This window comes from Stenotrophomonas sp. YJH_SMC_91 (assembly GCF_059368495.1).
In genome coordinates this window covers 19,164-31,898 of the sequence record NZ_JCAFRT010000018.1, presented here as the reverse complement: position 1 = coordinate 31,898, position 12,735 = coordinate 19,164, and the positions used below count along the sequence as shown (strand labels likewise).

The window sequence follows — 12,735 nt, the reverse complement described above, 5'->3', positions numbered from 1 at the left end:
GGCCAGCGCGATCGGCGGTGTTGCGGATTACTCGCTTTCCAATGCGGCGGCGGGCGCCGCGCTCTGCGTAGCCGCCGTGCGTGCACGGTCCATCGCCACCGCCAGTTGCTGGCGTGCGAGCAGCTGTTGTGCCTGCACCACTTCAGGTGTCGGCAGGAGCACCGGTCCCGGTGCGTTTTCCGGTGTAGCAGGTGTGGTCATGCAACCTCCATGGACATCCCGCCGCCGCACGGATTCAGCTGGTGCGGCAGCGGAACTGCGCACCCTATCCTAAAAACAAGGCGGGCGGGTGACGGTGCGCGCCCCTGCCGCAGCAGCCGGAACAAGGCAGGCGTCACATTTTTGACGGTGACGCTTGGATCCTGAATAGGACTTGTCCTATCATGAAAACGTTTTCTCACAGGGATGTCTCCCCCAATGAATACCACTGACCTGTCCCAGTTCAGCCCGAAGTGGCAGTTCCGCTTCAACTTCTTCCGCCAGCACGGCGCCCCCAAGAACCCCGGCTTCAAGCAGGCCTGGAAGGCGCTGTCCTTTGGTGACCGCCTGAAGATCAACCTGAACTTCTTCGCGTTGTTCTTCGGTGCCATCTACCTGCTGATTCTTGGCATGTGGCGCAAGGCACTGGTGGTGATCGGCATCAACATCGCGCTGGCCATCATCACCATGTTCCTTCCGGACGTCGTCGGGCGCATGCTGTTCATCGCCATGAACCTGCTGGTCGCCTCCAGCACCAACTACAGCTACTACCTGGAGAAGGTGGAAGGACGTACCAGCTGGAACCCGTTTGAAGGAATGTTCTGAGCCATCAGACCTGCGCAGGATGCGCGGCAAGGATGCAACCGACGCCCGGCCCCCGCCGGGCGTCTTCGTTTCCGGGATCAGGCCGCGCGGCGGGCCATGGCCTCCGGTTCGGCCTGCAGGCGGAAGCGCGAGACCGCCACGGCCAGCTGCTCGGCCTGCTCCTCCATAGCCCGCGCCGCGGCGCTGGCTTCCTCCACCAGCGCGGCATTCTGCTGGGTGGTCTCATCCATCTGCACCACGGTCTGGTTGACCTGCTCGATGCCGGCGGACTGTTCGCGCGACGCAGCCGAGATCTCGGCCATGATCTCGTTGACGCGCCCCACCTGGCCGACGATGGCCTGCATGGTACGGCCCGCACCGTGCACCAGCTGCGCACCGGCACCGACCTGCGCCACGGATGCGTCGATCAGTTCCTTGATCTCCTTCGCTGCGCCCGCCGAGCGTTGCGCCAGCGCGCGCACTTCGCTGGCGACCACCGCGAAGCCGCGGCCCTGCTCACCGGCCCGCGCCGCTTCCACCGCCGCATTCAACGCCAGGATGTTGGTCTGGAAGGCGATGCCGTCGATCACCGAAATGATCTCGGCGATGCGCTGCGAGGAGGCCTCGATCTGCTCCATGGTCTGCACCACCTGGTTGACCACTTCCCCGCCCTCGCTGGCAACGTCAGCGGCGGATGCTGCCAGGGTATTGGCCTGCAGCGCGTGGTCGGCGTTCTGGCGCACGGTGGAGGTCAGCTCCTCCATCGAGGCGGCGGTTTCTTCCAGGTTGGCGGCCTGCTGCTCGGTACGACGCGAGAGATCGCTGTTGCCCGCAGCGATCTCACCCGCCGCCAGGCGGATGCTGGCGGCCGACTGCTGGATCTGGCCGACGATCTGGGTCAACTGCTGCACGGTGCTGTTGGCATCGTCGCGCATCACCGCGAACACGCCATGGAAATCGCCGCGCATGCGTGCGCTGAGGTCGCCGGCGGCAATCGCGCGAAGCAGCGTCGAAAGCTCAGCCAGGTTGTGATCGCTGACCTGCATCATGATGTTGAGGGTCTCCACCATGCGGCGGAAATCGTGGTCGAAGCGCTGGGCATCACCGCGTACAGCGAAGTCGCCGGCCGCCGCGGCGGCGGCCAGCTGCTGGATCTGCTCGTTGATCGCGGCCAGGTTGCTCTTGGTGGTGGCCATCGCTGCGGTGAACACCGCCTTCTCGCCCGGCAGCGCTTCCATGTCCACGCTGAGGTCACCCACCGCGTAACGCTGCATCACCTCGACCAGGCGCTGGGTGACCGCATTGCTGGAAGCCACCAGCTGGTTGCTGTCGGCCACCATGCGGCCGTACTCGCCGGGGAAGGCAGTGGCGTCCATGCGGTAGCTCAGCTCGCCAGCATCGTGGCGGCGCGCCATTTCCGCCTGCGCCGCCATCACCGCCTGCAGCTGCCCGCGCATGCCCTGCATCGCGTCCAGCAGGCGGCCCACTTCATCGTTGCTGCGCGCAGGCAAGGTGCTGTCGAGCTTGCCGGCGGCGACGTCACCCGCCACCCGCACCGCTTCGGCCAACGGGCGGATCGCCAGGCGGCGCAGCAGCACGTAGACACCGGCACTCAGCGTCAGCGCGGCCACCACGCCCACCAGCAGCGTCAACCACAGCAGCTGGCGCGCCTCGGCCACGATCACCGCGTGCGGCATCACCACGCCCAGCGCGAAGCGCTGCGGGGCATTGCCCACGCGTAGCGGCACGTAGACGCGCACGTTGCCGGCTGCATCGGGCGTGAAGGCTTCGAACCGGCGGTCGGCGGCGATGTCGGCCAGCATGCTGCGGGTCAATGCGTCGGTGCGCGGCTTGCCGATCTCGGCGGCATTCGCCGAGGCGAGCACCACGCCGTTGGGCGAAAGCAGCTCGACGCGGCCTGCGCCCATCGGCGTCAGCGTCGCCAGGTGCTTCTGCAGCGCCGCCAGCGAGAAGTCGACGGTGAACACGCCGAGGAAGGTACCGTTCTCGACGATCGGCGAGCTCAGCGTGCTCATCAGCACCTGCTGGCCGGCGATGTCGTAGGCATAGGGTTCACTGACCTTGGGCAGCTTGTCGCGGCTGGGCACCACGTACCAGTCGGCCGAACCGTCGGCGGCTTCGGTGTAGTCGGTCATGGTCGACTGCTGCGGCTTGCCGTCATGCCAGGCCCAGTAGCTCATGTAGCGGCCGCTGGCATCATGCATCTCGGTATTGGCGAACTCGGCATCCTTGCCATCGAAGGCGTCGGCCTCCCACATGGTGCTCTTGCCCAGCCATTCCGGGTGGGTACGCAGCTGCTCACCGAGCACGGCCGCCAGGCTGGCGCGATCAGGCACGTCACCCCGCGCACGCTGGGCGAGCACGGCTTCGACCATGGCATCGTTGCTGGCGAACGCCGTGCCCAGGTCGGCGGCGACCTGGCGCGCTTCGGCGTTGGCCTCGCTGGTCATGGTCTGGCGCGAGGCATCGATCAGGCTGGCACTGGCCTGGCGATAGATCAGGAACGCCGTCAGGCCGAAGCACAGCAGCGCGATGACAGCGGTGCCCAGCATCAGCTTGTGGGCGATGCTGCCCGGACGGCGGGCAGCGGCGGAACGGGAAGAAGGCATGGAGGGGTCCGCAAGGCAGTTCAGGACGACCGGCACCGGGAGGGCACCGCGCGGGCGCGCGATCCGTCGCGCAGGCCACCGGCCGCCGGGACCCGCCCGGCGCAGGAAGCGCACCGGGTTAGCGGCCGCCTGCCAACGAGGTTGAGGCGGCCGGCCTACACATTCCTGAATCCACTCAGGGACGGGACAGGGATCCGTCCCCGCGTCCCCTATTCGGCCACCCGATCCTTGATCCACTCCGCGCGTGGCAACACCTCGATGCTGCCTGCGGCGTACTGCTGCAGCACGGCGTCCGGCCCGAAACGCGGCTGCCACCCCAGCTCCCTGCGGATGCGGGCGCTGTCGTAGACGCGGTCGACGCTCAGCGGCAATGGCCAGCCGCGGCGCTCGAACTCGGCCAGCAGCTGCGGTACGCGCCGGGCCAGTACGTTGCGCGGCTGGGTGGCCAGTTCCAGGCAATCCTCGCGCCGGAACGGGGTTGCGGCGCAGGCGATGTAGCGGGCGAAGGCCGGCCCCTCATCCAGCAGCAGCGCGGCATGGGCACTGGCCACGTCACGGGCGTCGATCCCACGATGCAACCGGAACATCGCCATCCGTTCCGGCGGTTCCGGGAAGCAGCGCCCCATCCGCAGCACGCGCACCCCGAAGTCCGGTGCGGCGGCAGCTTCAGCCAGGGCCTCGGCCTGCAGCTTGCTGCGGTGGTAGATCGTTCGCGGCAGCGGCTCGGTATCCTCATCGATCCAGCGGCATCCCCCTGCCACCACCGCGTGGCCGTACAGCGCGGTGGTACTGGTCAACACGAACCGCCGCGCGCCTGCCTCGCGCGCCGCCTGCAGCAGGTGCGCAGTCGCGTCCACGTTGATCTGCTGGAACACCGCGTCCGGTACCAGGCCGACGTGTGGCGCATGCAGGGCCGCGGTATGGATGACCGCGTCGACGCCCTGCACCGCGCGCACGACGGCTTGATGATCGGTGACATCGGCAATGATGCGCGTGGTGGCAAACGGACTGCGGTCCAGACCCACCACTTCATGGGCAGCCGCCAGCGCGCCGAAGATCGCGCGCCCGATCCGCCCGGAACTGCCGGTCAACAGAATCTTCATTGAGTCCATTCACTCGAAGCGCCCGGGAACTACCGGGATGCTTCGATTCTAGGCATGCAACGGCACATCTGCGATAGGACGACCGCGCAACTGTACGTTCATCTTGACGACTTCGGCGGAGCCAGCAGTTGGCGCGCGATGGAGAGCGGATCGTCGCCGCCTGCCGCGTGGGGCGCGACACCGGTCCGTTCGCCGTTGCCACCGGTGCGCAGTTTGATCGGTTGCCGGTCCGGAACGTTTATCTGATAGCCATCGGGCAGCAGCACAGGATCATCGAACATATGTGCGGCACCGCCACTGCGGCCGCCGGCGTTGCCGCACATCCGAGGGCCGGCAGTGAATACGCGACGAATGCGGCCGCCGGGCCGGCTGCGTGATCATCCCGGTGCGCAGGGCGCGTGAAAACCGGGGCGAAGATGGCGACCTGGACTTAGCGTGCGATGGCCAAGCATGGACGCCGTCGTCCACGAAGGCGGCGTCCACACTGCAGGAGATTTCACATGACTGAGCAGAACCCGCGCAGCTCCAACCGGGGCTTCGCCTCGATGGACCAGGACAAACAGCGCGCGATCGCCGCCAAGGGCGGGCGCGCGGCACATGCCTCCGGCAATGCGCACGAATTCAGTCCGGCCGAAGCACGTGTCGCAGGCCGCAAGGGCGGCGAAGCGATCAGCCGCGACCGCCAGCACATGGCCACGATCGGACGCGAAGGTGGACACGCACGCCACGCCAACGCGCGCCAGCAGCAACAACAGCCTCAGGCGATCGAACGCACGGCAGAGGACCCGCAACGCCAGCAGGGCTGAATGCTGCGCGTCAAGCCGATGCACGCTGCCGATGCAGCCCAAGCGCCGCAAGCAGGGCCAGCGCACCTGCCACCGCCATCGCCCAACCGAACCCGCTGGCCATCGCACTGCGGTACCAGGTCAGCACCTGCGGCGTGGCGTGCATCGAGCCCGGGTGCAGGATCAGTTCACGCGCCTGCGCAACAAGCCGCTGCTGCCCTGCGGCCTGTGCGCAGGCGGCGAACTGCTGTACGGCACGCTGGCCCATCAAGCTGCCCATCAGCGCGATGCCCAGGCTCATGCCTGCCTGGCGCAGCGCGTTCATCGTGGCTGACGCGATACCTGCGCGTTCGGCCGGTGCGTTGGCCATGATCGCCATGCCGGTCGCCGGCACCGCCAGCCCCATTCCAATGCCAAGCAGCATCAGCACGGCAGTGGCATGAGCGCGCGAAGTAGCCTGTTCGAACGTGGCCATTGCGCACAGCGCCAAACCGGCCAGGACGTAGCCCAGCACCAGCGCGGCATGCAGCCCGAGGCGGGCAACCAGGCGCCCGAACAACAGCGAGACAACACCCATCAACAGGAACTGGGGAGCCAGCTGCGAGCCTGCCAGCGCGGCGCTGTGCCCCTGTGCCTGCTGGAAGAACAGCGACAGGAAGAACAGGCTCGCATAGGCGGTGAAGCCCAGCACGAACGAGGACAGGTTGAGCATGCGGAAGCGACCGTCGGCGAACAGGTCCAGCGGCAGCAGTGGGCGTGCCACCCGCCGCTCGACGATGCCGAACAGGATCAGCCCCGCAGTTGCGGCGCCCAGCGCCAGAAGCGTCACCGGGGCCAGCAGGCCCTGCTCGCCGATCGCGATCAGGCCATAGCACAGTGCGCCCAGCGCGCCGATACTGAGCAGCTGCCCGGCCGGATCCAGCGCGGCGTGCTGCGGGTGCCGTCGCTCGGCGATGCCCCAGGCGCCAAGCACAAACGCCAGCAGCCCCAAAGGCAGGTTGATCAGGAAGATGCTGGGCCAGCCGGCCCGCTGCACCAGCGCACCGCCGAGCAACGGGCCAAGCACCAGGCCCAGCGCGCTGAAGGCGGACCAGCCACCGATCACGCGTGCACGCTGGCCCGGATCGGGAAATGCGTGACTCAGGATCGGCATCGCACTGGGAATCAACAGCGCACCTGCCACGCCCTGCACCGCGCGCCCGGCAACCAGGGTCGAAAGGTCCTTGGCGCAGGCGCACAGCAGCGAGCCCATGGTAAAGGTGGCGACGCTCAGCAGCCACATCCGCCGATGACCGTAGCGATCCCCCAACGGACCGGCCGACAGCATCAGCGCCGACAGTGCGATCGCATAGGCGTTGATCACCCATTGCAGGCCCGCCATGTCGGTCTGCAGCGCCTGCTGCAGGGTTGGCAGGGCCACGTTGACGATGCTGATGTCCAGCGAAGCGAGGAATGTACCGAGGTAGGCCGCCAGCACCAGGGCGGGCCGTTGGAGGCGTCTCATGCGTGGATCCGGGGGGAGGATGTGCGCGCATCCTATCGACTGACTGACCGTCGGTCAATGACTGGCGGTCAGTCAGTGCGCAGGGGCAGCTAGAATGGCGTCCGTCACACCCGGATACCGCCCACCATGCAGACCCCAGCTGTCGCCAGGCCTCGCACCAAGCCCGCCGAAACCCGCCAGGAGGAACTGATGGACGCCGCGCAGGCGTTGTTCCTTTCGCAGGGTGTGGACGCCACCACCATCAGCGACATCGTCGCCGCGGCCGACGTGGCCAAGGGCACTTTCTATACCTATTTCGCCTCCCGCACCGAGATCCTGCAGGCGCTGGCGCAGCGCTACACGCGGCAGTTCATGGACGAGGTCGAGCAGGCAGTGCAGCAGCACCCTGCCGGTGATGGCGCAGCGCGCCTGCGCGCCTGGATCCGCGCCAACATCGAGATCTACGCGCGCACCCATGCGTTGCATGACGTGGTGTACGCCAACCATCACCACCACCAGCGGGGCAATGCCGAGCGCAATGCGATCCAGCAGCAGCTGCTGGGCATCCTCGAAGCGGGCAACGCAGCCGGACTGTGGCAGCTGCCTGCTCCACAGGTCACCGCCTCGTTGATCTATGCCGGCGTGCACGGGGCCACCGACGACCTGATCGCCACACCCGCACAGGATGCCGATGCCTTCATCGCCGCTGTGGAAGCGGATTGCCTGCGCATGGTCGGCGTTCCGGCAGCGCCAACGCGCAGCGGCAGACGCCGCTGAAGGAACGCTTCCCGCTCAGGTGTGGGCGAGAATGTTCAACAGCCGCCCGAACGGGTCGCGGACGAAGAAACGACGCACTCCCCAAGGCTCGTCGGCCGGGCCATACTCCAGCGGGATGCCGGCCGCGTGCATGCGCTCCAGCACCTGCTGCAGGTCGTCCACTTCGATCGACAGATCGGGCACTGCGGTGCCGGAACCCCCTTCGCTGGCAAAGCTCACCTGCGCCAGCGCACTGCCCTGCCCGCCATGGGTGACGATCCAACCATGATCCATCACCACCGGCATGCCCAGCAGCCCGCCATAGAACGCTGCGGCACGCGCCGGGTCGGGCGTGGCGATGTTGGCGACAATGCGTTTGACGGCCATGTGCAGCGGCTCCGGTGCGATTTCCCATCCTCGCCGCTGCGTGCATGGCCCGCAAGCGGGCTCGGGCCAGATGCCCGCATCGCCATCTGAGGCGATCGCTGGAACAGAAGAGCCCCGTCGATGACGGGGCTCCGCGTACGGCTCAAAGGGCGCGACTCACACGCCCATGCACAGATCGACCACGCAGGTGTTGTACGCCTGCTGGCATTCACCGGCATCGGTGCCACTGGCCAGGCACATCTGATAAGCCCGCCAGCACGGCTGGTCGCAGGGCTCGACCGGCCCAGCCACCGCCACCGAACCGGTACACGCCAACGCGAATACCGCCACTGCGATCACCTTCCTGACAACACGCATCGCCATCACTCCTTGATAAGCCTGGTGAGCCCAGGCCGGCCCACGTTAGCGAGGACACGGGGAGACGAAGTGAAGCCCACTGTCACGCACACTTAACCTGTTCACAATTCTGCTTTCACATGCATGGGGGATGTGGCCACGGATTGGCGTTAACGGCCTTGTTGCCCGTCCACCAAGGAAGTTGCCCGATGAATCACCCGCTGCATGGCCGTTCGTCCCACTCCCGCTCCCCGCTGCACAGCCGCCTCGCGCTGGCCGTGTCCAGCTCTCTGTTGCTTGCCGCTGCCGCGCCCGCCATGGCCGGCGAGGCGCTCGACGCATGGCAGCAACAGCGCCAGCTGCAGGCGGCGTGGGCACAGCCCGCCGTCAACGCGCCTGCAGCATCGACGGCCGCCACGCCCGCGGCAACCGCTACCGCCCTGCTCGGCAATCCGGGCGATGCCGCCAGCTGGCGCAGCGATGAGTTCAACGCCGACTGGGGCCTGGGTGCGATGGGGGCGGACCACGCGTATGCCCGCGGCCTGACCGGCAAGGGCGTGCGCCTGGCGCTGTTCGACACCGGCTCGGCACTGGCTCACCCCGAATTCGCCGGCCGCAACACTTCCAGCATCACCATCGGCCCGAACTGTGCGTCACCGGGAACCGTCGGCGGTACCGGCGCGTGCAGCCAGACACAGGGTGATCAACCGGGTATCAACTACTACACGCTCGGCGCGGGCGTGCCTGCTTCCCTGCAGGCCAACATCATTGCCGCAGGCCGTGAATGGGGTTTCCGCTATGCCGATCACGGCACGCATGTCCTCGGAACCATTGGCGCCAACCGCAATGGCACGGGGATGCACGGCGTCGCCTTCGGTGCCGATCTGACGACCGCCCGTGTATTTGGTGACACTTACTACGAATGGAGGCGCCAGGCGAGCGGAGGCTACCTGCCTGAAGCCGTGGAACGGACGGATCCCGATGGTGCCGCAAGGCTGGACATGTACGCGCAGCTGCAGGCACAAGGCGTGCGTGCCATCAATCACAGCTGGGGCATCTCCACCCGGAACATGACCGTGGCCGCACTGGATGCCCAGTACGCACGCATCGGTGCCGGCTACGACGTATACGGAAGCATCTACAAGGACAGTGCGAACGCCCCCGCTTCGCAGTTGATCCAGGTCTGGTCGGCCGGCAATGGCAGCGGCGCCGTCGCCGGTATCACCGCGGCCCTGCCGCGCTGGAAGCCGGAGATCGAGCCCTACTGGCTGGCCGTCGCCAACGTTCGCCAGCCCAATACAGCCAATGGTGAAACCGACTACGTGATCAACGCAGGCTCGAGCATCTGCGGCGCTGCCGCCAACTGGTGCATTTCCGCACCCGGCACGGCAATCCTCAGCACCATCGTTTCCGGTGACATCCAGGGACGGCTGGAGAAGACCGCAGACTACGTCCGTCTTCTCATCGACAGCCAGAATCCCACGTACGACTACGGCCTGAAGACCGGCACGTCCATGGCCGCCCCCCATATCACCGGCGCACTCGGCCTGTTGATGGAGCGCTTCCCCTACCTGGACAACGCCCAGGTGCGCGACGTCCTGCTGACCACCGCGCGCGATCTCGGTGCGGCAGGCGTCGACCCGATCTACGGCTGGGGCATGGTTGACCTGCGCAGGGCCATCGAGGGCTATGGCTCGCTGCGCGTGGATACCAACGTGGTGATGAACCAGAGGGCCGGCGGCCTGAAGGTGTGGGAAGGCGATGCCTGGGACGACTGGACCAATGACATCGGCGGCCCCGGCACGCTGACCAAATCCGGCATCGGTTGGCTGCGCCTGAGCGGCGACAACAGCTTCAACGGCGCGGTGCTGCGCGAGGGCACGCTGGAGTTGAACGGCAGCAACACCCTCACCTCGGCGGTCGATGTGCAAGGCGGCCGGTTCCTGCTCAACGGCAGCCTGGTCTCCACCGCACTCACCACCACCGGTGGCGTCAGCACGGTCAGCGCCAGCGGCGTTCTGAAGGACGGGAACCTGACCGTCAATGGCGGCGTGGTGTCCTTCAATGGCATGCAGACCGGCGGCACCACCACGGTCGGCAGCAACGGCCTGCTGAAGGGTATCGGCACGTTGGGCAGCACCCGAGTGGACGGCACCATCGCGCCCGGCAATTCGATCGGCACGCTGACCATCAACGGCGACTACGTGCAGGGCCCGACCGGCGTCTACGCCGCCGAACTCGCGCCTGGCGGGCGCAGCGACCAGTTGCACGTGACCGGTACCGCCACCCTCGGCGGCACGCTGGTCGCGTTGCCGGAACCAGGCATCTACTATCTCGGCGAGCAGTTCAACTTCATCCGCGCCGACGGTGGCATCAACGGCCAGTTCGCGAAAACCGACTTCAGCGCGTTCTCGCCGTTCCTGCAGTTCAGCCTCGCCTACGGCACCAATGGCACCCGCATCGACGTGGCACGTGGTGCCTCGCTGGCCAGCGCCGCCGCCACCCCGAACCAGCGCGCGGTGGCCGCCGCGGCGGACCTGCTGGCAATCAACCAGGGCCTGCCCAAACCGCTGACCCAGCTGTTCCCGCAGCAGGTCGGCGGCGTGCTCGACGGCCTCAGCGGCGAACTGCACGCAGCCACGCCGCTCGCACTGGTGGAAGGCAGCCGCTACGTTCGCGATGCCGCGCTGTCCCGCCGTGCAGGTGCAGTCGCGCCAAGCGCCGATGCGGGCGACGCCACCGGCGCCTGGGTGCAAGCTCTGGGCGGCAACAGCAGGCTGGACGGCAACAGCAATACCGCCCGCACCGAAGCCAACAGCAACGGCCTGCTGGCCGGTATCGACCACGAGTTCTCTGGCTGGCAGGTCGGCGTGCTGGCTGGCACCGGCCGCACCGACGTCAAGCAGCAGGCGCTTCGTGCCAAGTCGAAGATCGACAACACCCACTTCGGTGCATATGCCAGTCACAACTGGGGCGGCCTCGGCCTGCGTGGCGGCGTCGCCTGGAGCAAGCACAAGGTGAAGAGCACCCGCGATGTCGACTTCGCAGGGTTCAGCGACAGCCTGAGCGCCCGCTACAACGCGCATACCCGCCAGGCCTTCATCGAAGCCGGCTACCGCTTTGGTGGCCCAGAGGCCGGGCTGGAACCCTACCTGCAGGTCGCGCGCGTAGAGGTGGACCTCAAGCCGATCAACGAGCGCGGTGGTGCAGCCGCCCTGCACGGCAAGGTGGATGACACCGGCACCACGATCGCCACCGCGGGCCTGCGCTTCGACAAGGGCCTGAAGGCATCGTTCCAGCAGGACAGCTGGCTGCACCTGCGTGGTGGCGTGGGCTATCGCCGTGCCTCGGGTGACCGCAGCCAGCTGGCCGACCTCGCATTCGCCAACAGCAGCACCACCTTCGCGGTCGAAGGCGCCCCGATTGCCGACAGCGCCGTGGTGGCCGAGCTGGGGCTGTCGGCGTGGCTGACCCCGCGCCAGCAGCTGGAGCTGGGTTACAGCGGCCAGTACGGCAGTGAAAGCCGCGACCACAGCGCCAACGCGCGCTGGTCGGTTCGTTTCTAGACGCGTGTTCTCCTGACGGTTTGGGGCGGCCTCAAGGCCGCCCCCTTTTTATCCACGCCCCAGGGCCATGCGCGATACCCCAGCATCATCGCGTCCTGGATCCATCCGTGGAGCGTTACGCGTGGATGAAGATCGACTGGAGCCGGGTCGCCCAGCCATTGCACCCGGTGGAGTTGAACGCCTCGAGCCGGACATTCTTCCCCGATGTCAGCGCTGCCAACGCCGCCGCGTACGCTTCCTTGGCACCCGGCCGGGACATGTCGATTGCAAAGGTATCGGTATTGCAGAAGGCCGTACTCGAAACATGCACGTACACAATTCCCGCCGGGCCGTCCATGTACGGCCGCAGCGACAGAATCGTCATCTGATCGCTGGTTGGCTCCGCCTTCAGTGGTGCAGACAGGCACAAGGCCAACGTCAAGGCCAACCCCGCTCCCAACCTCCTGCGGAAGTCCGGCGTCGCGTCACTCATCATCATGTAGTTCCCCTGTGGATTCAGACATCAGGCCTCAGGCATCGTCACGGCCCTCAGCTGCATTACTCCGGAGGTGCAGCCGTCGACACGCAATCCGACACGCAGCTTGTTCTGCCAGGCGATGAGCAGCATCGAGACCATCTCCCTCTGCATCGGATGATCATTGAGGAGAATGAAGCGATTGCCACCCCCACAATCCGAGCCCGCTGGAAGCACACCTTGCGTCACCAGGTAGAACCCTTCCCCGCCCCAGCCAGTTGCGACGGATACGATCCGATGGCCTTCCAGATTGTAAGGCTCAGCATTTGCCGTTGAGGCCAGGCCAGTTCCCAGCACTGCCACCACCGCCAGCAGGACCTTGCCGCCGATGGCGCCACGCGGGCGCGATACAGCACGTACTCCAGCCATGTTCTTCCTTCCCCTGTCATGAA

The 12,735-nt window shown here is 66.9% G+C and carries 13 protein-coding genes; 4 read left to right on the top strand and 9 right to left on the bottom strand.

Annotated elements, in window-relative coordinates; genetic code table 11:
- Positions 1–27 precede the first annotated feature (27 nt).
- Entirely contained in the window at positions 28–201 is a 174-nt protein-coding gene (locus AC5P5X_RS17875; RefSeq protein WP_005411154.1) for a hypothetical protein, read from the bottom strand.
- A 216-nt stretch (positions 202–417) separates the two neighbouring features.
- On the opposite strand from AC5P5X_RS17875, the gene AC5P5X_RS17870 reads away from it, so the two are divergent.
- On the top strand, positions 418–804 hold the full coding sequence (locus AC5P5X_RS17870; protein WP_024957921.1) for a DUF2628 domain-containing protein: 387 nt from the start codon (positions 418–420) through the stop codon (positions 802–804).
- A 77-nt stretch (positions 805–881) separates the two neighbouring features.
- Here AC5P5X_RS17870 and AC5P5X_RS17865 read toward each other — a convergent pair whose 3' ends face one another.
- From AC5P5X_RS17865 to AC5P5X_RS17855, 3 genes are all read right to left on the bottom strand, one after another.
- Positions 882–3,413, bottom strand: a complete 2,532-nt coding sequence (locus AC5P5X_RS17865) for a methyl-accepting chemotaxis protein (protein ID WP_099484402.1) — start codon at positions 3,411–3,413, stop codon at positions 882–884.
- Between the two features lie 209 nt (positions 3,414–3,622).
- Entirely contained in the window at positions 3,623–4,516 is an 894-nt protein-coding gene (locus tag AC5P5X_RS17860; RefSeq protein WP_005414561.1) for an NAD-dependent epimerase/dehydratase family protein, read from the bottom strand.
- A gap of 98 nt (positions 4,517–4,614) precedes the next feature.
- Positions 4,615–4,797 (bottom strand): peptidase S41, encoded by a 183-nt coding sequence (locus AC5P5X_RS17855; protein WP_099490603.1) that lies wholly within the window; start codon positions 4,795–4,797, stop codon positions 4,615–4,617.
- A gap of 219 nt (positions 4,798–5,016) precedes the next feature.
- On the opposite strand from AC5P5X_RS17855, the gene AC5P5X_RS17850 reads away from it, so the two are divergent.
- Positions 5,017–5,322 carry a KGG domain-containing protein gene (locus AC5P5X_RS17850; protein ID WP_024957919.1) on the top strand — a complete coding sequence of 102 codons (306 nt, stop codon included), beginning with the start codon at positions 5,017–5,019 and terminating at the stop codon, positions 5,320–5,322.
- Positions 5,323–5,332: 10 nt separating this feature from the next.
- Here the strand turns inward: AC5P5X_RS17850 and AC5P5X_RS17845 are convergent, their stop codons facing one another.
- Complete coding sequence (locus AC5P5X_RS17845) at positions 5,333–6,805, bottom strand: MFS transporter (RefSeq protein WP_111189671.1); 1,473 nt, start codon at positions 6,803–6,805, stop codon at positions 5,333–5,335.
- Between the two features lie 126 nt (positions 6,806–6,931).
- Between AC5P5X_RS17845 and AC5P5X_RS17840 the strand changes: the two genes are divergently transcribed.
- On the top strand, positions 6,932–7,561 hold the full coding sequence (locus AC5P5X_RS17840) for a TetR/AcrR family transcriptional regulator (RefSeq protein WP_005414565.1): 630 nt from the start codon (positions 6,932–6,934) through the stop codon (positions 7,559–7,561).
- A 15-nt stretch (positions 7,562–7,576) separates the two neighbouring features.
- Here AC5P5X_RS17840 and AC5P5X_RS17835 read toward each other — a convergent pair whose 3' ends face one another.
- Both AC5P5X_RS17835 and AC5P5X_RS17830 read right to left on the bottom strand, forming a co-directional pair.
- Positions 7,577–7,927, bottom strand: a complete 351-nt coding sequence (locus AC5P5X_RS17835; protein ID WP_005411161.1) for a VOC family protein — start codon at positions 7,925–7,927, stop codon at positions 7,577–7,579.
- Positions 7,928–8,083: 156 nt separating this feature from the next.
- Positions 8,084–8,284 (bottom strand): hypothetical protein, encoded by a 201-nt coding sequence (locus AC5P5X_RS17830; protein ID WP_005411162.1) that lies wholly within the window; start codon positions 8,282–8,284, stop codon positions 8,084–8,086.
- Between the two features lie 188 nt (positions 8,285–8,472).
- Between AC5P5X_RS17830 and AC5P5X_RS17825 the strand changes: the two genes are divergently transcribed.
- Complete coding sequence (locus AC5P5X_RS17825; RefSeq protein WP_111189672.1) at positions 8,473–11,829, top strand: autotransporter domain-containing protein; 3,357 nt, start codon at positions 8,473–8,475, stop codon at positions 11,827–11,829.
- Positions 11,830–11,944: 115 nt separating this feature from the next.
- Here AC5P5X_RS17825 and AC5P5X_RS17820 read toward each other — a convergent pair whose 3' ends face one another.
- Together AC5P5X_RS17820 and AC5P5X_RS17815 are read right to left on the bottom strand one after the other, a co-directional pair.
- Positions 11,945–12,307 (bottom strand): hypothetical protein, encoded by a 363-nt coding sequence (locus AC5P5X_RS17820; RefSeq protein WP_111189673.1) that lies wholly within the window; start codon positions 12,305–12,307, stop codon positions 11,945–11,947.
- 24 nt (positions 12,308–12,331) lie between these two features.
- On the bottom strand, positions 12,332–12,712 hold the full coding sequence (locus tag AC5P5X_RS17815; RefSeq protein ID WP_005411165.1) for a hypothetical protein: 381 nt from the start codon (positions 12,710–12,712) through the stop codon (positions 12,332–12,334).
- Between the last annotated feature and the right edge of the window lie 23 nt (positions 12,713–12,735).